This window comes from Mesobacillus subterraneus (assembly GCF_020524355.2).
Classification (GTDB): Bacteria; Bacillota; Bacilli; order Bacillales; family Cytobacillaceae; genus Mesobacillus; species Mesobacillus subterraneus_C.
Map to the genome: position 1 here is coordinate 4,017,348 of NZ_CP129019.1, position 19,843 is coordinate 4,037,190.

Annotated in this window: 25 protein-coding genes; all 25 read right to left on the bottom strand. The window is 42.9% G+C overall.

Features of this window, described 5'->3' with window-relative positions; genetic code table 11:
• Positions 1-5 precede the first annotated feature (5 nt).
• Positions 6-3,782 carry a phage tail spike protein gene (locus LC048_RS20910; protein WP_306048701.1) on the bottom strand — a complete coding sequence of 1,259 codons (3,777 nt, stop codon included), beginning with the start codon at positions 3,780-3,782 and terminating at the stop codon, positions 6-8.
• Positions 3,761-5,203 carry a distal tail protein Dit gene (locus LC048_RS20915; protein ID WP_306048703.1) on the bottom strand — a complete coding sequence of 481 codons (1,443 nt, stop codon included), beginning with the start codon at positions 5,201-5,203 and terminating at the stop codon, positions 3,761-3,763. The genes LC048_RS20910 and LC048_RS20915 overlap by 22 nt, the downstream gene beginning before the upstream one ends.
• A 5-nt stretch (positions 5,204-5,208) precedes the next feature.
• Entirely contained in the window at positions 5,209-7,458 is a 2,250-nt protein-coding gene (locus LC048_RS20920) for a phage tail protein (RefSeq protein ID WP_306048704.1), read from the bottom strand.
• The gene (locus LC048_RS20925; protein WP_226605472.1) at positions 7,458-8,081 is read right to left on the bottom strand and encodes a Gp15 family bacteriophage protein; all 624 of its coding nucleotides are present in this window, start codon (positions 8,079-8,081) and stop codon (positions 7,458-7,460) included. Before LC048_RS20925 ends, LC048_RS20920 begins: the two co-directional genes overlap by 1 nt.
• 1 nt (position 8,082) lies before the next feature.
• Complete coding sequence (locus LC048_RS20930) at positions 8,083-8,463, bottom strand: hypothetical protein (RefSeq protein ID WP_226605470.1); 381 nt, start codon at positions 8,461-8,463, stop codon at positions 8,083-8,085.
• A 52-nt stretch (positions 8,464-8,515) separates the two neighbouring features.
• Entirely contained in the window at positions 8,516-8,956 is a 441-nt protein-coding gene (locus LC048_RS20935) for a phage tail tube protein (RefSeq protein ID WP_226605467.1), read from the bottom strand.
• A 2-nt stretch (positions 8,957-8,958) separates the two neighbouring features.
• The gene (locus LC048_RS20940; protein ID WP_226605465.1) at positions 8,959-9,357 is read right to left on the bottom strand and encodes a phage tail terminator protein; all 399 of its coding nucleotides are present in this window, start codon (positions 9,355-9,357) and stop codon (positions 8,959-8,961) included.
• Between the two features lie 8 nt (positions 9,358-9,365).
• The gene (locus LC048_RS20945; RefSeq protein WP_226605462.1) at positions 9,366-9,731 is read right to left on the bottom strand and encodes a minor capsid protein; all 366 of its coding nucleotides are present in this window, start codon (positions 9,729-9,731) and stop codon (positions 9,366-9,368) included.
• Between the two features lies 1 nt (position 9,732).
• Positions 9,733-10,071, bottom strand: coding sequence for a putative minor capsid protein (locus LC048_RS20950; RefSeq protein WP_226605459.1), 339 nt, complete (start codon positions 10,069-10,071; stop codon positions 9,733-9,735).
• Complete coding sequence (locus LC048_RS20955; RefSeq protein ID WP_226605456.1) at positions 10,064-10,459, bottom strand: head-tail connector protein; 396 nt, start codon at positions 10,457-10,459, stop codon at positions 10,064-10,066. Before LC048_RS20955 ends, LC048_RS20950 begins: the two co-directional genes overlap by 8 nt.
• Before the next feature lie 2 nt (positions 10,460-10,461).
• Positions 10,462-10,770: a hypothetical protein gene (locus LC048_RS20960; protein ID WP_226605454.1), complete on the bottom strand. Its 309-nt coding sequence runs from the start codon at positions 10,768-10,770 to the stop codon at positions 10,462-10,464.
• 46 nt (positions 10,771-10,816) lie between these two features.
• Positions 10,817-11,716 carry a capsid protein gene (locus tag LC048_RS20965; protein ID WP_226605452.1) on the bottom strand — a complete coding sequence of 300 codons (900 nt, stop codon included), beginning with the start codon at positions 11,714-11,716 and terminating at the stop codon, positions 10,817-10,819.
• A 27-nt stretch (positions 11,717-11,743) separates the two neighbouring features.
• Positions 11,744-12,397: a hypothetical protein gene (locus LC048_RS20970; RefSeq protein ID WP_306048707.1), complete on the bottom strand. Its 654-nt coding sequence runs from the start codon at positions 12,395-12,397 to the stop codon at positions 11,744-11,746.
• An 80-nt stretch (positions 12,398-12,477) separates the two neighbouring features.
• The gene (locus LC048_RS20975) at positions 12,478-12,627 is read right to left on the bottom strand and encodes a hypothetical protein (protein WP_226605446.1); all 150 of its coding nucleotides are present in this window, start codon (positions 12,625-12,627) and stop codon (positions 12,478-12,480) included.
• The gene (locus LC048_RS20980; RefSeq protein WP_226605430.1) at positions 12,627-13,730 is read right to left on the bottom strand and encodes a phage minor capsid protein; all 1,104 of its coding nucleotides are present in this window, start codon (positions 13,728-13,730) and stop codon (positions 12,627-12,629) included. Before LC048_RS20980 ends, LC048_RS20975 begins: the two co-directional genes overlap by 1 nt.
• 111 nt (positions 13,731-13,841) lie before the next feature.
• Entirely contained in the window at positions 13,842-15,350 is a 1,509-nt protein-coding gene (locus tag LC048_RS20985) for a phage portal protein (protein ID WP_306048709.1), read from the bottom strand.
• An 11-nt stretch (positions 15,351-15,361) separates the two neighbouring features.
• On the bottom strand, positions 15,362-16,630 hold the full coding sequence (locus tag LC048_RS20990; RefSeq protein ID WP_306048711.1) for a PBSX family phage terminase large subunit: 1,269 nt from the start codon (positions 16,628-16,630) through the stop codon (positions 15,362-15,364).
• Positions 16,627-17,403 carry a phage terminase small subunit gene (terS, locus tag LC048_RS20995; protein WP_226605423.1) on the bottom strand — a complete coding sequence of 259 codons (777 nt, stop codon included), beginning with the start codon at positions 17,401-17,403 and terminating at the stop codon, positions 16,627-16,629. The genes LC048_RS20990 and terS overlap by 4 nt, the downstream gene beginning before the upstream one ends.
• 76 nt (positions 17,404-17,479) lie before the next feature.
• Positions 17,480-17,716 carry a hypothetical protein gene (locus LC048_RS21000; RefSeq protein ID WP_226605420.1) on the bottom strand — a complete coding sequence of 79 codons (237 nt, stop codon included), beginning with the start codon at positions 17,714-17,716 and terminating at the stop codon, positions 17,480-17,482.
• Between the two features lie 132 nt (positions 17,717-17,848).
• On the bottom strand, positions 17,849-18,301 hold the full coding sequence (locus tag LC048_RS21005; protein WP_226605418.1) for a sigma-70 family RNA polymerase sigma factor: 453 nt from the start codon (positions 18,299-18,301) through the stop codon (positions 17,849-17,851).
• Entirely contained in the window at positions 18,298-18,462 is a 165-nt protein-coding gene (locus tag LC048_RS21010) for a hypothetical protein (protein WP_226605415.1), read from the bottom strand. Before LC048_RS21010 ends, LC048_RS21005 begins: the two co-directional genes overlap by 4 nt.
• 82 nt (positions 18,463-18,544) lie before the next feature.
• Positions 18,545-18,727, bottom strand: a complete 183-nt coding sequence (locus LC048_RS21015; protein WP_371931943.1) for a DUF3954 domain-containing protein — start codon at positions 18,725-18,727, stop codon at positions 18,545-18,547.
• Positions 18,728-18,795: 68 nt separating this feature from the next.
• On the bottom strand, positions 18,796-18,948 hold the full coding sequence (locus LC048_RS21020) for a hypothetical protein (RefSeq protein ID WP_226605412.1): 153 nt from the start codon (positions 18,946-18,948) through the stop codon (positions 18,796-18,798).
• Positions 18,949-18,985: 37 nt separating this feature from the next.
• Positions 18,986-19,351, bottom strand: coding sequence for a hypothetical protein (locus LC048_RS21025; protein WP_226605410.1), 366 nt, complete (start codon positions 19,349-19,351; stop codon positions 18,986-18,988).
• 32 nt (positions 19,352-19,383) lie between these two features.
• Positions 19,384-19,746: a hypothetical protein gene (locus tag LC048_RS21030; protein ID WP_306048715.1), complete on the bottom strand. Its 363-nt coding sequence runs from the start codon at positions 19,744-19,746 to the stop codon at positions 19,384-19,386.
• Positions 19,747-19,843 lie beyond the last annotated feature (97 nt).

Consider the following 19,843-nt stretch of genomic DNA (forward strand, 5'->3'; position numbering starts at 1 on the left):
CCCAATTAGATTTCAGCCATGAAAGGTGGAGGTGATAAAGCAAGCCAATTTCCTGAAATGGTTGCTACAACTCTTCCATCAGGGTATATGGTGATTCGTCCGCTTCCTACAGAGTTATTAGTCCAGCAAATGAATGTCTCCATTTCTGATGGACGAAACCCTGCCGGTAAGGTGAAAAGGTGCTTTCCATCTGCAACTCCTTGGAGGAACGCTCGGATACGAACTAAGCCTTGCGCGTCTTTGTAGTAACCAGCTGTTCTATAACCTCCGCCCATATTTGTTACACCATTTAACAGCGTTGGTGCAATCCATGTACGGTCGGCAGTCGAAAGGAAATTATCCCCTATGAGACGTATGCCGTTGTTAAAGACTTCAGCTCTCTTAAACCCGTTGTTGTATAGACCAACTACCGTTTTGCCATTGATCTTGACTTCGTCTGTATCCGACTTGACTTCCACGAATGACCCAGTTGATTTCACTTCAACAGGACTGACTCCTCTAATTCCCATACTTCCGCCAATCTCAATGCCGACAGAACCCGACCGAGGTGCAACGTAATCGGACTGGTAGTCGAAGTTAATGTAGCCGTCCTTAAGCGTCGACTTTCGCTGCTCGCCCGCCGGAGTGTAGTACTTTGACTCAACGATACCATTATCAATTGTGACAGTGTTGTAAATGTCGTCTGATACCACTATTCTTACACCGGATAGGTTTCCAGTTGTCACATCACCTAAGTCAGCACTGATAGCAGAAAGCTTACCAACAGCCAGGGCCTGATAATCGAGCTTTGTTAACGTCCAGCTACCAGTCCACACATACATGCGATTACCGTTTGCAGTGTCGAACCATAGATCGCCTACTTTACGTCCGGAAGTTGAAGGTTGAGTTGATTGTCGAAATAATGTGTTTTTGCCGTCTGCCGTGGACTTTGCGTTATTAGCCGCAGTCTGAGCGTTAGTGGCTTTCGTATCGACGTCAGAAATCGCTTTGTCTACATCCTCAGGTGCCGGTGTCCAGTCGGTTGCTACGTTCCCTTTCTCAAGCTTTACCCATTCAATAGTAGATGTACCGGATTGAGTGCTTAAAAACGTATAAATCCAGACTTCTCTGTTTGCAGAGCTACCTACCACCCAGTCAAAAGTAGCTTGGTATAGCCCTCCACCTATCGACTGAAGAGTGGCTAAGGGTACCGATCCTCCGCTATTATATAGTCTAAAAGAAGACTTAGTGGCTGCTAACTGTCCTTTTAGCGTAAAGGTGACTTTATCCCCGTTAGCTACCGACTCACTCAGTGTGTACTGAGCAATGTCATACTTTGCATTCTGTACTAATTGCGCAGAATTAAGCAATAAGTTTCTTCCGCCAACCTTTACGTTGTCATACAATGGACTCCACGAGTAATCCGCCTTGTTCGTGCTTTCGGAAGCCGTCGTCTTATTGTACGCTAACCCTAAATATCGCTTTCCGTCTGGCGAGTCGCTCATGCCGTTTCCTAGATTGTCATCAGCGTATTTAACCCACGTATATGTCGTTACACCATCAGAACCGGCTGGTCCAGGAATCCCCTGATCACCTTCAATTTTCGCCCAAGTGTAATCTGCAGCATTCGTCGATTCCGTTGAGCTCGTCTTATTAACCGCGATACCCATATACTTCTTACCTGTTGGACTATCACTTATACCTCCACCTGTTGAAGTATCAGCGTATTTAACCCAGGTGTAAAGAGATTGACCGTCCTTACCGGCCGGACCTGGTACACCTTGACTTCCAGTGTCCCCTTTCTCTCCTTTCACCTTATTCCAGGTATAAGCAGAAACACTCATACTGTCAGCCTGAATGAAGTCCACATAAGTTCCTATCCAGGCTCCAACTGTTTCCCCATTATTAGCAGTAAAGGTTGCTCCCCCATCATTCGAGTACTTTATATGAAGGTAGCTAGTCTTACCATCTGATCCTGTTTCCCCAGGTAATCCTTGGTCACCTTTAATTAAACTCCATCGATATGAAGTATTGGCTGTTGGTGCTGCAGATGTAGATGTTGTTGCAACACCAATATATTTCGCTCCCGATGGATCTGTAGTCATTGAACTACCGTCCGCACTTTGACTGTATCGGATATGCAGATAACTTGAGACCCCATTCTGTCCATCTTTCCCGTCGAAATAGTCAACACCCTTTACCGGCGTATAACCATCATTCCCTTTTGACCCTTGAATCTTAGCCCACTTATATTTAGCAGGGGACGTCGAGTCAGCCGAAGTGAAATCAGAATAGGTTCCGATGTAAGCGCGAGTTCCTGCTGTTGTCGTTGAGAAGTTAACCGTTCCGTCTGCGCTGTCTGCCCACGCAGTATGGAAGTACGGTGTTTGTCCATCATCCCCTGGAGGCCCAGGTACCCCCTGATCACCTTGAAGCTTAGACCAGGCATATTCACCAGGATTCAAAGATGGTGTTTCTTCTTCCTTATTGTAGGCAAAGCCGATATATTCTTTTCCCGCAGGTGAGCTTGAAATACCATTCCCTGAGGCATCATCCGAGTACATAACCCAGTTATATAAACTTCCACCTGTTGGTACCCATTCATTTAGTTCAGCATCCCAAGTATGAGCAATTTCGACAGTTCCGCCTGTCTTGATCCAGATGATATTCGGCTTTCCTGGAGGGGCAGTCGGTGACTTGATTACCTTAGTCGCGTAGAGTGCCTGCAGCTCTCGCCACGTCTTCATGACATCTTCTTTTTTATACTCGATGACTTCCCCAAGCTTATAGGACTTTTTCGCCTTATTGAAAACCGAGCGATCAACGAAAATAACCCTCGAATCCAAGTACATAGGAGGGTTGAAATGTTCATCTTTAATTTTCACTGAATCTCCAAGTCTGGTAATCTCATGTTCATATCCAAAGATGTGCTCGAGACTTGCTGCCTCCACCTCGTATTCAATGGCTGCCGCTATCCGTTTCTTCAGCTCTATCTCGCCCAGCTGTGTTAGTCTTTCAAGAGTCATATCCTGATCGGTTGATTCTGGCTCGTACAACTCAATTAAATGCTTTCCTTTACGATTCCAGTTTTGGAATGCCGCGTCATCTGTAACGACAACCTCTAGCCTGGTTCCGTCCTGCCTTTCTGGTCCTAAACAATGTAAAGCAGTAACAATTCGGTCTGAATAGACTTTTCGAATTATACCAATGAGATCTTTGCCGAACACGGTTTCCTTGCCGCGATTCAGCCCTTGTTTCTTAATGAAGTCCACATAACGGCCAGTAATCTGGTCACCGTCTACCGTCACCCTGAAACGTAATTCGCAGTCGAATAACTCAGCGATGGCCTTCAATGCTTCATATGCGTCCAGATGCTTCTCGATAACCCATTTTCTGATACCGCTATACTCAACGATGCCAACTTCCCATTCGAGCCCGCTGAGGACCATGCCTCCAGCTGTCTGGATGGTTTGACCGTCAAGTACCTGTGGAGAAATGATTTTGGATTTACGGATATCGATGAATGAGCCTTTGGTGTAAACCTCTTTTTCCATATAGGCCGTGCGCTCGAATGTATAATCGACAATAAACTCCCGGTAATCTCCTTCTTCTCCTGGGATAAGTATTCGCGATCGGCTTCCTACATCAGCTGCACCAGATTCATCCACAGAAACTATGAAGTTATACTTTTCATCATTCTCTATTGAGTTTTCATGATTATCAGACTTCACATGATTAATCCAATTAATGATTTCATCTTTCTGATGATGGAGTATATGGATCATCGATACGGTGGCTTCCATTCTGCTTCAACTTGTCCAATCACTTCAGGAGGGCTGAAAACAACCGGGTTGTCACCTGGCTTTAGTCCAAAGAAGCGAGCACCAAAATCTTTCTTATAAAAAAATTCTCCGTTTTTCAGTATTACGCTACGTGCGTAATCAAATTCAAACACATCACCAGCTACTCCGATGTATGGAATCTGGCTTTCTGTTAGCTGATTCAGCTTGAGCACCTTTAAATCCTGGATACTCATTTGGGATGGTGTGGAGGTGCCATTTGCCCCGATGTGGACGACAACATGTGCAAGCTTACGAGTGAATTGGTTATCTAGATCAATCCATTCCGCTAGCTTTCTTGCCGTTCTCTGATCAGCCTGACCGTTAATAAACTTACATACATACGAAGTCCATTTGTTGCCTTTCTTGGTCAACTGCAGCAAGCCGTTAAAGTTGTGCCATGTGTTCCAATTGGTTCCGTACTCGTTGATTAAGAAGGTATTAACGAGGTTATCGCCTACTCTTATTTCAACGATGTTCCCACCCTGTCCTTTTGAAATGTCTTTGATAGCCAGTTTGGCTACAGCCTTTTTATTGACATCAAGCAAGTAAAGTTCAATTCGCCCTACCTTTGAAAGGTCATCGTTATCAAGGATAGGCTGCAATGCTACCTCAAAGTCTACCAGCTCCTGACCAAGGGATTTAATCTTAGCCGGACCATGCCAACTGGTGCCGGTACCAAATGACGAAGCATAAAACTTGGCTCCATCACTTGCCATTGTTCCAGTTACTGTACCGCCATCGATGTCTGTATTGGCAGCGTCTCCCCAAGCGGTCATCGTTGACATCGTATCATGCAGGATTATCTCTTTTTCAGCGACTGCAGCCTTATCAATATCGATAGGACGGCCAATCCTCATATAATCATTTTCACCGATGATATCCAGATAAGTGGTAGGCTGTTTCAGTGTAACTTTTATATTTGGTTTAGCATCTACTGTGCCATCGTTTCTTAACACAACTGGCGCTGCTAAATCTGTAATAGCCGGAATCGTTTTTAACGGTCCGTATTTGTATGGGTCTGGACAGAGGAAATTGAATGATCCTCGCCCTGTTTCCACGAATTCCCTTAAATCCAAGCCGCCGTCAACCATTGCATAGAGAGTTCGGTCAGGCTCATTATCAAAGATAAGCCCCTCAGCATTCTCGGTAATAAGCCATGCTGCTAGGTCCTCTTTCACCTTGTTCAGGTCTAAATCGGCCGTTCGTTCTACCCTTATGTTTACCGGAATGATGACAGGTTCAACTTCTGTACTCTCAGGATAAGCTCCAGGTCTCCCTGGCACTTTCCGAAGGTTTCTGGTTACAGGAGCCCACGCAGGACGAGTCGAACCCCTGGTGGCTTTTAAGTAGGAACGTCGCTGCCCGTTAAACATAAAACTCATCCTGGTTACCTCCTATCCAATTCTTGAAATTCCATATCATACTTGTATGTGGATCGAGAAAGCTCTCTACCATCTAGCTCGTTGACATTATGAATCGTGATTTCGATTGGTTGATCATTTCTTCCACCTGGCATCGTGTCAGCAATTTTCTTTCCGATCATGCCAAGTACAGATGGAGATAAAGGTAAGGCTGCCTCTTGATACTTGGTGTTATCTCCTATACCAATGAGCCTCGGACTTCCTGAAGGGAATACCGCACCATCTGCAAACCATCCATCAAAACCGATTTTAGGTACGCTCATTCCACCTACTGGGTTTAAATCCAGACTTCCCGAAACAGATAACTTAGGGATTTGTGGTTTTGGAATTTTTAACTTTAGATTTTCAAAGAATCCTTTGATTTCATCTATAAATCCTTTGATTTTGTCTTTTGCCTCTCTTATAGGCTTCATGATTTTATCTCTTATGCCATCAAACTTTGTTTTGGCTGCTTTACTTAAATCATCCCATTTATATAAAGCCTTCAGGTAAAGATCTTCGATATAACCAATGACCTTATTTTTGGCGTTATTTATGGGGGTCATGATTTTCTCAGCAATACTAGAGAATTTTGCTGATGCTCCGGCAAGTAAGTCATCAATCCATTGCCTTACTCCCTTTACCATGATTTGAAAGCTTTCTACTGCTCGGGTTCCAAATGTTTTTACAACCTTAAATATCTTACCAAGGAATCCAAGCTGTAAGAGTCCCCAAATTGCCTCAACGGCTCCGGAAAGCATTTGCTTAACGCCTTCCCACATCTTGTCCCAATCACCAGTGAAAAGTCCTGCAAAGATCTTTAACAAACCCATGATAATGTTTAAGGCGCCATTGATCACATTCTTGATTGCACTCCAAATTCCCTCAATAATGAACATGACTGCAGGCATGATAAATTCAATGACCTGAAGAATAAAATTAAAGGCATTTTCTACGGCTTGCATGATTTGTTCGCCGTTTTCTTTCCAGAACTGGGTGATTTGTTGAAGCTTTTCCTGAAGAAATGCTAGGATGTCCATTACTAACGGTTGAAGGTAGGACCAGATAATGGTAAAAGCAGAAATAATGAAATCAGCCATCATCTTGAAACGTTCAATAGTTGACTCTGCAAACACAGTTATAAATTCTTTTATCGTATCCAATGATATTTGCGAATCTTCTATACCTGATTTAAGAGAATCAAAGAAAGATATCACAGCCGCAAGTGTACCAGCCCCAAAAGCCCTGCTAAAAGCTTCAGAAGCCCCTATTAGGTCTCCAGTTAAAAGCGATGTCAAAATATCCAAGACGTCAAGCGCTACCTGACCAAACGGGGACAATACTTTTCCAAATTCAATTACTGCTTCAACAATGTTTCCGAGTACTGACAGAAGTACTGGTCCGTTCCTTGTTGCATAATCTACAAACTTCTGGAAGGCTTCTGAAGCACTTAAGGATTTTGCCCACTCCTTAAATCTTTCAGTTAAGCCTAAAAGCCCTTCCTCCATCGATGCACCTAAAGGAGCAAAAGCCATCATGAGTTCAAAGACACCAGCAAACACATTACCGAATATTCGAGCGAAATTATACAGAGCTTCTGCCGCATTCGTTTCAAGCCACTCAAAGAACCTTGCCAGACCACCGTTACTTATGTCTTGATCCATTGATTCAAGCAAGCTCTCTATAACATCAGCTACATTTGAAATGGTAGGAGCTAACCCTTTTAGCAGTTCTTGAACAATATGCAACGAAAGACCGAATGAGTTAAGTACTGGCTCTTCAAATTGCTTGGTGAAGTCCTTCCAGAACGCTTTGAAACTTTGTAACTCTTCGAGTGCATACCGTTGTGCATCACTCATTTGCTTATAGTAATTTGCTAGTTCCTTTTGAGCAGCTATTCTTTCCTTTGCAGAAGAAGCATTCGCTATCTTTTCTTCTAACTGTGCAACTTGATCAGCAGCTTCAAAAACTTGCCCCAATACTCCAACGACCACTGCACCAAATGCTACTACTCCGGCACCCACTGCTCCAAATGAAGCCCCCAATGCTAATGTCGCAGCAGAGGCAGCAGCAATTGCAGGAACGAGAGATGTCGAGAGGGATACTGCTGATCCTAGTGCAGCCGTCTTCAACAAGCTATGGTTGAGAACGGCCAACTTTGCCTTAATCGCCCTAATTCCCCTGGTAACCCCGGAGTCATCTATTTTGGAATCAATTATAACTTTCCCGTCAGCCACTAGCCCTCACCTCCATCCTTTTGGTGTTTGAAGGAGTTTGCGAGTGAATCAAAGACACTGGTAGCATCCTGCGGTCCGTCGTCAAGTGAATATAATGATTTCATTTTCAATACATGCTGCCTGTAATCTTTTGAGGATTCTTTCTCGCTAGGAACCTTCATCACGCGATAACCAATCACTTTTTTGAAGGGAGAATTATCATCCAAGTGAGTCAACAACGCCTGGAACTTCTTCCAGTGAAGCTTTCCTTGTTGTTGAGCAAGATCCATGTTATAGACAGCAAAAAAAGACGCATAAATCAACTCAGCGTCTTTTTGATAATCGTACATTTTCACTTTCGATTGTCCGTCACCACTTTGATTGTCCAAATCAATATTAAGGAATTCCCTCAATAGATACTTGAACAATTCGTAGGCTTCTTCGTAGGTATCGAACTTTAAGTGCTCATGTTCAAATATTAGCATTTGGAAGGTGAGAAACACTTTTTCATGATCCTCAATTTCCTCATCATCGAACATTTCAAAGAGCAAAAGTATGTTGTCAAATGCCATATCAACATTGAGGACCTCTCCTTTGAATTCAAAAAAGTCCCCGTCAAATGGCATTGTCAGAAGGAAGTCCATATCACTTCACTTTTTTCTTTTTGGTGTACTTACTAAACTTCTCCTGCCTACGTTCATTGATGATTTCAGCAACCGCGAAAACGATCGGAATCAATTCCTCCGTCTGCTCCTCTGCAGCCTTGTATAAATCTTGACCAGCATCTTCACCAAATAATACGTCCAAGGTTTCAAGAGTTATGTTTTTAAACTCATCCTCAAGTTCCTGTGCTCCTTCAAGAGTTAAGCTGTCCGTATCCGTTTTGTTCACTTTGTTAACCAGGTCATAGAACTTCTTCAACTGTTGGCTATATTTCTTGCGATCTTCATCTTTTAATCTGACTTGATACACCTTATCTGCGATTTCAATTTCTTCATAGGATTTCTTAAACTCAAACTTTCTCATGTTATCATCCTTTCATACTAAAAAAGGGCTGAATATACGGCCCTAGATATTTTTATGGTGCAGGAGGAGTGTAGGCTGGCTTACCGTTGAAGTGAATTTCGAATGAAATTTCACCCTTAGCACCAGCAGACCCTGATGGACCTGAAATATTGGCAATGGTACAAGCGCCATTGAATGTTCCCCCGTCTGGCTCTACCCATTCAAATGTTGTCCTTCTGGAAGCACCCAAATCTAGTATTTTGCTAAAGATATAGTCTTGAGCAGCATCACCGTAAAAACGATGTCCAGTAAAGGCTAAAACTGTTTGAGCGCCGATTACATCTGTTTCTCCATACCCATCGCCATCTAGGTATTTGTCCTGAGAGAGCTCTTCATTATTGCTTGGCTCGACATTTGTAATTCCTTTTGCAATAGCAGACATGATGTCAGTACCAGCAGTTGTATCTGTTCCTGTTTTGATTTTGAATGAGTGAGCGTTCATCAATTCAAACATTTCTATTTCCCTCCTTGCTCTAATTCGGCTGTAAATAAAGCCGTAAATATGTGTTCATTTCGTTCGTTTGTCTCAACCCAACTAGGAAACGAATAACATTCGCATTTAGTCATCGAAAAACTATCGTCGCCGCTGGATACTGTTCCTGATAAAATCCCATCAAGGGCTTTGGTGATGCCGTTTATTGTATCTCTCGCTTTAATAATCCCTGGATCCTTAACTAAAATCTGAAACTGGAAATCTACTGATTTACCAGTATTCAGATATCGACTGGAAACAGAAGAAGGTGTCTCACGGATAGCGACTGAACTTGGATCGCTCTTTAAAACAGGTGAAGTGATTGGCGCGTTCAAAACCACCTTATCCGTAAGGTATTGGGAAATTTGTTTTATAAAATCCACAGCTCCACCTACTTCCCGTTAAAGATTTTTGAGTATTCGATACCAACTGTTTCAGCCCATTCTTTTAAGGATCCTTTTTTGGCCACTTCGAACCACAATCCCTGAGCGTTTGGATTTGTATCTTTTGAAAAATTGTATTGAGGATTGTAGTAAAGCCGTCTGGCGTATGGAGTCTTCCATTCGATATGACCCTTTCCAATCATGCTATGAAGAAGGCCTGAACTCTCCAAATAACCTTCTCTTTTCGGGATGAAAAAGTTGCTGTCTTTAAGGACCTGGGTGTCCAGGGCAAATTGTGCCTTTTGTTTGGATAACCTTTGCTTTTCCCGCAACTTGCTTTCATCGATGTTGATTTTCGTTTTAAAGGAGAACATCCTATTTCATACCGATCTCATAATGATGAAGTTCGTTTGCTACTACAGGATTCACCTTTTCCACTAACATGACTTTGCCGTTAAAGATAACCTTAGACTTCTCAACAAACTCAAAAGAGCCAGTGGACAATGAATGAGCAACGTCAAAAAATAGAATCGCATCGTACTCAATTCCCTCTGCTGTACTGTTGCGTCGAATATTGGATAAGGATTGTACACGAACATTCATTAAGGTTACAGAAGGTTTAAAGCCGTCTTCTGTATTGATTCCGTCCCCTTGTTGAAACTCTTCATAGGTGACGGTGTGTATCAACACATGTCTCGGAATTGGTTTAACCAATGACACTCACTCCCCTGTTTAGAAGTCCGGTAGCCCTCAAATAGGATATCGCTGCAGGACTTATCCTACGCTGCTCTCGTGACAATCCAGCTAAATCTGGACCTTCTGAATAGCTGAAGTTCCCGATGCTAACATTTGAAGCTGAGGTTTCTCCATGGACTGCATTTGTACCTGCCATCGATAGATATTCCACCTGGGCAGCAACGGCCTTTTTTACATGAGTTTGAATTACAGGATGGAGATTATTAAAATCAACACTAACAAGAGCAAAGTTAGTCACCTGATCAATTATATCGCTCGCCCTTTCTGCAAAACGGGAAAAGGCGTCCGTATTAACCGGATCGCCCTTATAGACATCATCATAAAATGCCTGGTCAATATAAGGCATGATTACTCACCCTTTTGCTCTTCAACTGCCTTTTTCAACTTCGTATTTTCAGATTTAAGAGCTTTAATTTCTTTCTTCATTTCTTCAACAAGTTCTTTTCCTATCTCATTAACACCAGATGAAGCCTTTTTCAATTCATCTAATTCATCTAGCACCTTATTGTGCTCCGCCAATGAAACATTCCTGCCGCCAGTTGCCCTTTTTAGCACCTCGCCATTTTCATCAATCTGGTCATACCCTTCTTTCAGATAACTAGCGACCTCATTACCTTGTACCGTAAGAACACGGTTTGCCTTTTTAACTTTTGCCACGTTATTTTCCTCCTAAAAAGAAATTAGAGAGAGCCTAAGCCCTCTCTTAACCTGCTACTGCGTTTCTATGAATTTTAATTCCAGGAGCCTTGCGCTCGATAACAAAGACATCCCAGTATTTACGCTCGAAATAGAGATACTTGCCGCCTGTTGCTGCAGTAGGCTGATCTAGGTCCACGAACTCGTATTTCTGTGGAGCAATAATAGCAGATGGATGAATCAAGATCATGTTAATCTGGAAACCAGTTGCATCAGCTACAGCGCCAACTGTGAAGTTATAAAGAGTTTTCATTCTGGCAGAAGATACAACTTTGATACTGACATCATCAAGCGAACGGACTCCACGAGCAACGCTGCCAGCATTACTATCCACCCGGATATAACGCTGCAACTTCTGGGCGTTTTTCAGCATTGTGTTAACAGCAGGAGTGACATACAAAATACGACCTTCAGCCGGTACTTCTGCCTCATCCATTTCTTCCATCATTGTATCGTACGCATCCAGGATAACCGCGTCATCCAAAGCAGTAGTGACTGCAGTTTGACCGTAACCTGTAAATTCAGCATAAAGCTTGGAAGCCATATACTTGTCCATTTCCGGAATCTTTTGCTCATCATTGAAAACACTAGTGATATTCGCAATGGTAAGAGCCATGTTTGATTCGTCCACATCAACCGGATCCACAAGGGTACGGAATTCGCGATCGTGGCCAAGTGTTTTAGTTTCCCAGCTGTTATCAACCTTACGAGAGAACGAGCCAACAGCCTCCCTGTCATGATCGGTCATGCCGGATACGTCAATGCGAGGGATTTGAATTGTCTTCGCACTGAGCCATTTAATTCGTTGGTTATTTGGTGTGTTGTACAGTTCGTTAAAGAATAGTCCGGCTGTGAATTTTTGCTGTAAAGCTTGTAAATAAAGAGTTGCATAGTTTACTGGAGGCATTTTGCTTCCACCTTTCGTTTATAATTTTTACTTAAATGCTGAGAGCCACTTGTCCAGCTCTGTTTGAGTACCTTGCTGGTGTTGACCAGTAGAGAAAGAAGGCTTTTGGGTACCGCCTTGTTCCTGCTGTTGGGCTTGCTGCTTGAAATGAGGATATTTTTCCACAACTTGAGAAATGGCCTGGTCAATACTAGTGTCGTCATTTACCAATCGCTGTGCCAAGGCAACGACATCCTCAACTGATTCGGCCGTTACGCCTGCCTTCATTGCTGAAACTTGGGCTTTCAGGGAGTTATTTTCCTCACTAAGAGTCCCCTTTTCAGTCTCCAATGCTTTCAGTGCATCTGCCTGCTTCTGAGCATCTGTCTTTTGGGATTCCTGCCACTCCTTGAACTTTTGAAGACCGTCTTTAGCATTCTTAAAATCATCGATTCCCAGTTGTTTTAAAAGCTTCTCCTGAGTTGTTTTCGTTTCTTTTGCAATAAGATTGTTAACATCTTCTTGCGTGAATGACTTAGGTGGATCGGCAGGCGGTGGGTCTCCGGTCCCTAGTGGGTCAGCTGGTGGTGGATCCCCCTCAGCAAAGTGTTGGAGATTCAATCGTAAAAGTCCTTCAGCTTTCGCCGGCTGATTCGGCTTTGAAAACAGTAAGACAAAAAACATATAAAACTTTTTGAACATCTCGATTCCTCCCATTTGGGTATTTTCCTTTCGTTTTCTTTATGGCGTCCACTACGAATAAACGGACAAAATAAAAAGCCTTAACCGAAATAGTTAGGCTCCTTTGATGTCTTCAACTCATTCAATTCCTGCTGCAGCTGAACAAGGTGATAGGAAATATTGTTTATAATGTTGTCTTGTTCTTTCACCTTATTTTTAAGCTCTTCTAGTTCTTTTTTTGAGGCAAACATCAATACACCTGCTCCCTTTCCCGATTTCGTGTTCTTCCGGTAGCGTCAATAAACTCCCTTACAAGTGCCTGCCGTTCTCTGACTTTTTGTTTGGCCATTTTAATACCGACCTCATCACCCATCGCTTGCATCATATATAGTTCTCTTTTTGCTGTTCGGATGCGCCTTTCCAGCAAACGCTGTTGTTGACTTTCTTCATAGACCTTCTTATTCTCTTCCTGGTTGTAGGGTTGGAATCTTTTAATTGAGTAACCAGGAAGATAAGGATATTTTAGATGCCTGCAGTTGACGCCAAACAACCCGTCCGGCTCACCATAAGACGTCATGCTTAGAGACGGAAACCGATTGCTATAGCCACTTCTGGAATATATCTTCCCTTGATCCTTAGCGCATTTTGGTCTAGCTCCTAAGTGAGAGCTCACTTCAATCAAATCAACTCCATACTCATCCATTCTAGCATCCTGCATCTCATTGGCCACATTGTTCACAGTAGACCTCATGACAGCATTCAGGTAAGCTTCTGTGGACCATCGTCTACCAGCTTTATCAATAAGGGCTGGAATACCTTTTGAAGCCGTTTTACTGACAAACTCCCTTAGGACATCCTGGGGAGTAACAGACCCTGCTAATACCTTGCCAACCGATTGGTTAACAATGTCTAGATAGGCTTGCTGTGATTGATTCAGTAGGGTTGTATTGATCAGGTTGAATGTATCCAAAGCCTGTCCTTGATAAGCAGCTAAAACATCTTGCAAAGCCTGGCTCGCTTCCACGCTCGGCGGCTGCAAAAGCACTCCTTCTTGTACAGCTTCCTGAAGCGTTCCCTCATACTCTTCAACTGTGCTGTAACCTGCCTGTTCTAGAGCTTTTGAAACTTCGTCCACGGCCATTCCGGAATACTTTGCTATGGCTATGATGTTTTGCCGATTAAGTTCCCCCATCATGGCCAGTTGCTCAGCTTGCCAAGTGACTATATTTTCAGCATCCAGTAAAGAATGATGCTTTTTGAGCTGTTTCGCAATATTAATAAGCAACTGCTCTTCAATCGAAAGGAAAACTTCCACGGTTGGCATTGCTAATTGTTGCTGTTGGAGTGGATCCATTACTGTTCTTCCTCTTCAAGCATTCTTTCAGCATCTTCCTCGTCTATGCCGCATCGGGTGCAAAATGCTGAATCACAACAAGGGCATTGAACAAATTCTCCCCATTTGCAATTAGGACACCTCTGCATTTTTCTTGCCTCCTGACGTCCGGTTCATTCCAAAGAAATCAATTCCTTCAGCTGTAGCCGTGGCGCTGTCTTCTCGAATTTCCTTCAGCAGCAGTTCAGCCTCTTCCTCAGAGAATCCGTGGATTTTCATAATGGACTTCTTTTTGGATGTCAGGCCGTTTGTCACCAATTGAACTTGTTTACTAATCTCAGCGTTCTGGTCTTCAGCTATGGAGTCATCAAAGGCTACAGTAACCTCATAATCCTTGGCTGGACGTTCGAACAGATCGTAAAGCTCTGCAACCTGGACAATGGCCCCTACAAGTTCCTGAATCCCTGCTTCAATCAGGTTCTCATGACTCTGCTTAGTCCGGAAGGTCTTAGAGTTTTCAGAAACAACCTCGGTGGCAGTCTTTACTCCGTCACCATCGAACGTAAAGGAACCAGAGGAGAAACCTACTTGCATGGCTAGTAGATTGAGCAAGGAGTTGATAGCAGATATATGTTCTTCTACCCTTAACTCTGCTGAGATATCGTGAATCTTATCCTCTGAATCTCCCATATTAAACGCCTGGTAAACTTCATCGTCTGCGTCAAAATATCGACTTACCTTACCAGTTTCAGGATCTACTACTGTTTTAATGGCTGAATCAGGGACAAGGATCCTCTTCTTACCCAGCTTGAATTCCCTCTGATATGAATCAAAGGCAATATCCAAAGAATGCAAAGTATCAAGCGCATTTGCAAAAATGGATATTCCCAACGGGCTCGCCGGATCAAAGTTGTTCGCTGTATTCGGCTTGAAGTAGACAAAGCCAGGGCGATTATACCCTATTATCCTCGTCTCTTCTTCGAGGTTTGGGAAGAACTGCTTAAGAGAAACCTTAACGCCTAAATCATCCGAGCCTTTATTCTCGTAGACCTCATTCCGAATGACATACTCTTCACCTTCCCAGACATGCCATTCAAGGTGTGTGTATTTCTTATCTCCTCTTCTGAATTCATTGGGGAATACAGCTTCTTGAATCCTATCATGATCCCAGCTGATCGGAACAAAGCAGTCAGCTGTCACATAGGATAGCTTCATTTTATCCTCAGCGACATAAGGCTTAATCACCATGCCTCCCATTGCGAATTTAAACTCCAGATAGTCCTGGAACTTCTTAATGAAATTGTTATCCTTCAAGACATTATGAATGTTTTCCGAAAGGCTAGTTTCTGAGATATTAATCTCGCAGCGCTCATTGAAAATAAGAGTAGCAAGCTCCTGAGAAACAACCTTAGGCATGTTCAATGTTGCCATTCGCCGTTTCTTGGTGCCGGAGATTGTTGTATAGCTGATATCGTGCCAAGCACTAAAATAGCCCTTATACAGGGCCTTCCAGTCATCGATATGTTTATAAAATTCCTCGTTCACCTGGATATCCTTGTGTTCTGCCAGCTTCTTGACCCCTTTGATCAAACCCATTCTATACATCACCGCCTTTATCCGGGCCACAATATTTTTGAACATGGTGTCACCGCCTAAATTACATATCGTTTATAGAAATAGTTGTTGCTGTACCTGAATTCATCGAGGGCGTGGTTAAAGTCATCAATCGGCTTCCCTTTGTCATCCCTGCAATACATACCTACTTCCTTAATGAAGTGGTAATGGCCAAACTGATCATTCTCCACCAGAAAGAATTGTTCGTTTGTTAGGGAGTTCTGGGCGCGCTCAATCCCAACCTCAATTCCTTTGGCTGTTCCTTTAACATCCTTTGCGTTATTGTTTGCCCCTCTGGTAGCGACTCCTACAAGTCTTAATTCCTCCCTGAGGGACTTACATGCTGGGTCAACAAAGAACTCAGAATAACGCATCTGGAACTTCTCCACGCACCATTGAACGAATTCTTTAATCTCTTTCGCATACACAGACATAGCTTTCACTTGGCCAGTCTCCTTACCACTATGGTAATAGTGTGCCACTCTGTTGAGACGGAACTTACCTTCATACCTGGTAACAATATTGCAGCTGCATGATGTCGCATCTGATTGCCCACCGTCAGCAGTGAAATACATTTCGTAAGGTTCTCCAAGCAATGTTTGCTTTATGTGCTTGTCCATGTCGAACATGCCATAAATGACACCTTCAGGCATGACCCGCTTACCTTCCCAGTCACGTTGAAGAAGATAAGGGTTCTTTTTCAGAGTTTCATAGATATCCTTCTTCCGCTCTTCGCTGATGATGGGATTATCCTGGATCGTCCAGTGCTGCCATCGGGTCTTCTGGACATCAAACACCTTCTCGATAACCGGATGGTTCGGAGCCGGTGGGTTCAGGTCAGCAAGGTGATATCTCATCCTTGCCGCGAATGTACGCCTGAAACACTCCTGGATCATATCCATGTGCAGCAGGTTGATTTCGCAAAAAACAACGCTTCCTAGTGACATACCGGTAATGACCTTCACGCTATCAACCTTACCGCCACCCTTGTAGTAGACCTTTTTGATTCCTGAAGGTGTATGGACCTCCAGATGGTCTCCCAACTCATCGTGTTTCGTTTTGCACAAGTCACCAAATATGTGCTTTAAGCCGGTGCCATCCCCATCGATAAAAAGCCTATAAGCCTGCTCCTGGTTATATGCCGCAATCAAGTGATTTTCATCAGGTGTCACGGATAGATAATAGGCATAGCGAAAATGTCCCGCTGTTGTTTTGCCACTCCTGGGCGTTCCCTCGTTGACGTCTAATGTGACGTCAAAAGGAGCCCGGATGGTCTTCAGCTGCTTTTCGGAGAAAGTTACGCTCATGGTTTATCCCCCTTTACAGCATCGACCAGGGCATCAAGCAGCGTGGTATCCTTCTGGGCACCCTTCAGCAACTTGGTTCGCTCTTCAATGAATTCCGTCTCTTTCTTAGCCTTATTAATGCCGGTTTGCATTTGCTCCAGCTTGAGACGTCTCTCGTCATTCATTGACGCCAGCTCCTTAAATTGCTTAATTAAGCTCCTAAACTCACCCATTGCCCTAGATTGAGCATTTAGGAAAGTAGCTTGACGGTCCCAAGCAAACTGAAATTCGTACTCTTCCTCGGTAGCAACCTGCTTAAATTCTCCTCTTTTATCAAGGTCAGGAACCAATTCATACTTTGATTTCTTGAGTTCCTTAATCATCTCGCCCTTATCTCGGACGAACATTATCTGTTGAGACCTGATGATGGCAGCATATTGGATCTGTATCTGGTCCCAGATTAAATCAGCTGCTGATCTATCCTGCATTGCATCCATTATTTCTAATGTCTCGACAGGGAGGTACTTTGAAAAGAAACCATGAGTCATAGCATTCTGGTTTCCCTTTGGTGCTGATCCCCCACTATTACCCTTAGCGTTGATATTTCCTTTGGGAGCTCCACGTTTTTTTGTGTGCACACTTTTTTCTGAGGGTGCACCCCTATCACGATTCCAGCCATATCGTTTTTTCCATGACTTGACCGTATTGATTGAGACATCGTATTTCTCGGCAATGTCTTTGTACTTCATGCCTTTGACATAATCTTTTTCGGCTAACACATATTTCTCAGCCATGCTACATCACCCGCCACCCCCAGGTATTTGTGTTTGTTTTGGGACAAAAGAAAAAGCACTCCCGGAGGAATGCTTCCTAGTACTTTAGACTATTTACCATGTTAAGAGCATCTTCTGCCCTTGAATCCCTTTGAGCTTCAGTCTCAATTTCCACTGAATTGACGTTACTTAGATTTATAATCCTATTACCTGACTGATACCATTCACCACTTTGCTCGAAGGAGATTATGAAACTGTGTCCTTGATTTCGTTCTTCCTCTAATTCAATTTCATCTCCATTGTTCATTTTAAACTTAAGATAATACTTTTCCATTTGCGCTCACCTCCCTCTGTTTGAAAATTCGCCAAAGAAAGCTATTTTCCTGCAAATATTCACCGGAAGGTGAACCAATATCCAAATAAGAGGAAGCAGTTTGTTTACCGCCTCCCCGTCCTGCCTTCAAGTTTAGCATGCGAATTTTTCGAGATTCAACAATTGCACAAATTGGCTTTTTTGGCTCAATTGGCTCAAAATGGCATCTTTGGTCTTTTTGACTTGGTTTCTAGTCAAGCCAACATGATAAGCAATAGCCCTATAACTCATTCCGTCTAGCATACAGTCATAAACCACCTTTTCCTTCTCGTCCTCCAGCAATTCGCCTGCCCACTCTAGTGCATACACTCGAGTTTCATATTTCAGGAGTCTTTTATATAATCGTTCTTCTCTCAAATCCATTTTCTCCAACTCAGCCTTACTTTTCCCTGATGACCCCTTCGGCATAGCAGCTTCGATTCCATATTGAGCTACACCCCAACTCCTCATAGGCGCCGAGTAACCATAGAGAGCGTTCTGGAGTCTGTCTACTTCTCGTCGCATCCATTGATAATCACGTAATAGGATTTCAATCTGTTCTATCATCGCCCATTCCTCCAAGCTCCGCCTTTTCCCCTGGTTAATGTTTGCCGGCTTGTTCCCATTAAATATTTCAAATCGCTTTCGGATAGCTTGTCCGTCTTTTTCTTTGCTGTTTGTTTCTGAGGATTTTTGCTTTTCAACTGTTCACGAATACTAACTTTCATTATTTGACCCCCAATCAAAATAAAAAGGACACTAAACAAACGCCGTAGCGTCCATTCAGTGTCCCTGGTTGTTCCAGTAGACTTATAATTTATTTGAGTAGTTCAATTCGTAATGAGATGGCTTCCCGTTTTGCCAAGAAATTACTTGTTTGCCGAACCCTTTTGGTGGGGTATCAACTACTGTAAGATGGCCGTCTTTTACTATATACGTGGCGTTTTGCATCAAATCAATTTCAACAGTCATTTTTTCTAAAGCTAGATTCACCTTGACCCCTCCCGCGTGGTAAAATATTCTTGTCATGGAATTTACCGCCGGGAGAGATCCTGGCTTTTTTAATTTTTAAGGCCTTGCTTGGTGGAATCGTCCAATTCGTTCCCGCATCCTGGGCAGAAGTTTGCAGGTAATTCGAAATGGAACCCGCACTTAGGACAAACAGCTGGCCCCTTTGCCTTTGGATAATCATAAGATGTTTTGTAGTTTTTCAAAAAGTTTTCCTCCTTCAGTACATCTTCGAAAAGTTGACTAGAACTCACCTATGTCTTCACCATGTGAGTCAACATACTCTTTTCTTGTATTATCCCAGCACCGTTTACACATGGAAGCTCCTACATCTGCCATAAATGGTGAAGATTTAACTTTTGCTACACTTTCGCAATAGTCACATTCTGGAGGCATATCCGAACCCATAAATTCTAATGCTTCTAACCAACCGGTTATGTCCTGGGCGAGTAATTCATTGTCGGTTAGTTCGGCATACCTTTGTAATGCAGCGATAGCATAAGGGTCACGATCTGGTCTTAAAATGAAAGCTGCGCCGTCAATCGGTTTTTGAGTTTCATTGTTAATGACGGTGTATTTATCGTATAATCTTTTTTTATCATCACTCATGATTATTCTCCTTCTCTAAATCTTCGGATAGTTCAGTAACTAGGTGTAACAATTACGCAAGGAATTGCTGTGCATCCACTAGCTATTTCTTGATAACTAACCAATTCAGTTGTATTGGTTTCTTCATTGAAAATATTGTGCTTCTTGGTGATTTGTTCACCTTTTAGTTCAGTGATTTCTAGTCCACCAAATTCAACTGCATCATCAATTTGCATATCATCCATGTACTCATTCAAAAAGTAATTCATTGCCTGTCTTGCAAATTCAGCGACAACTATTTCAGCACCTTCACTGTGTTCAAATTTAAAAAACTTAATTTCTTTTTCCATCATTCTTTCCTCCCAATATCTTTCTACATGTTCAGAAAAAGCAGTGTTAATAATTATTTTCGCCAATAAATAACACCTCTTTCTTAATGCGCATTTATGGTCTAATTTTCAATAATCTCGGACACACTACCCGCAAGAGCAAGGCGCTCACCTTCACGAAACC

Excerpts from the sequence above, each read along its gene's own strand:
- LC048_RS20910 (WP_306048701.1), bottom strand. The coding sequence starts at position 3,782 with ATGGAAGCCACCGTATCGATGATCCATATACTCCATCATCAGAAAGAT.
- LC048_RS20915 (WP_306048703.1), bottom strand. The coding sequence starts at position 5,203 with ATGAGTTTTATGTTTAACGGGCAGCGACGTTCCTACTTAAAAGCCACC.
- LC048_RS20925 (WP_226605472.1), bottom strand. The coding sequence starts at position 8,081 with ATGGACTTCCTTCTGACAATGCCATTTGACGGGGACTTTTTTGAATTC.
- LC048_RS20930 (WP_226605470.1), bottom strand. The coding sequence starts at position 8,463 with ATGAGAAAGTTTGAGTTTAAGAAATCCTATGAAGAAATTGAAATCGCA.
- LC048_RS20935 (WP_226605467.1), bottom strand. The coding sequence starts at position 8,956 with ATGTTTGAATTGATGAACGCTCACTCATTCAAAATCAAAACAGGAACA.
- LC048_RS20945 (WP_226605462.1), bottom strand. The coding sequence starts at position 9,731 with ATGTTCTCCTTTAAAACGAAAATCAACATCGATGAAAGCAAGTTGCGG.
- LC048_RS20955 (WP_226605456.1), bottom strand. The coding sequence starts at position 10,459 with ATGCCTTATATTGACCAGGCATTTTATGATGATGTCTATAAGGGCGAT.
- LC048_RS20965 (WP_226605452.1), bottom strand. The coding sequence starts at position 11,716 with ATGCCTCCAGTAAACTATGCAACTCTTTATTTACAAGCTTTACAGCAA.
- LC048_RS20970 (WP_306048707.1), bottom strand. The coding sequence starts at position 12,397 with ATGTTCAAAAAGTTTTATATGTTTTTTGTCTTACTGTTTTCAAAGCCG.
- LC048_RS20975 (WP_226605446.1), bottom strand. The coding sequence starts at position 12,627 with ATGTTTGCCTCAAAAAAAGAACTAGAAGAGCTTAAAAATAAGGTGAAA.
- LC048_RS20980 (WP_226605430.1), bottom strand. The coding sequence starts at position 13,730 with ATGGATCCACTCCAACAGCAACAATTAGCAATGCCAACCGTGGAAGTT.
- LC048_RS20985 (WP_306048709.1), bottom strand. The coding sequence starts at position 15,350 with ATGTTCAAAAATATTGTGGCCCGGATAAAGGCGGTGATGTATAGAATG.
- LC048_RS20990 (WP_306048711.1), bottom strand. The coding sequence starts at position 16,630 with ATGAGCGTAACTTTCTCCGAAAAGCAGCTGAAGACCATCCGGGCTCCT.
- terS (WP_226605423.1), bottom strand. The coding sequence starts at position 17,403 with ATGGCTGAGAAATATGTGTTAGCCGAAAAAGATTATGTCAAAGGCATG.
- LC048_RS21000 (WP_226605420.1), bottom strand. The coding sequence starts at position 17,716 with ATGGAAAAGTATTATCTTAAGTTTAAAATGAACAATGGAGATGAAATT.
- LC048_RS21005 (WP_226605418.1), bottom strand. The coding sequence starts at position 18,301 with ATGATAGAACAGATTGAAATCCTATTACGTGATTATCAATGGATGCGA.
- LC048_RS21010 (WP_226605415.1), bottom strand. The coding sequence starts at position 18,462 with ATGAAAGTTAGTATTCGTGAACAGTTGAAAAGCAAAAATCCTCAGAAA.
- LC048_RS21025 (WP_226605410.1), bottom strand. The coding sequence starts at position 19,351 with ATGAGTGATGATAAAAAAAGATTATACGATAAATACACCGTCATTAAC.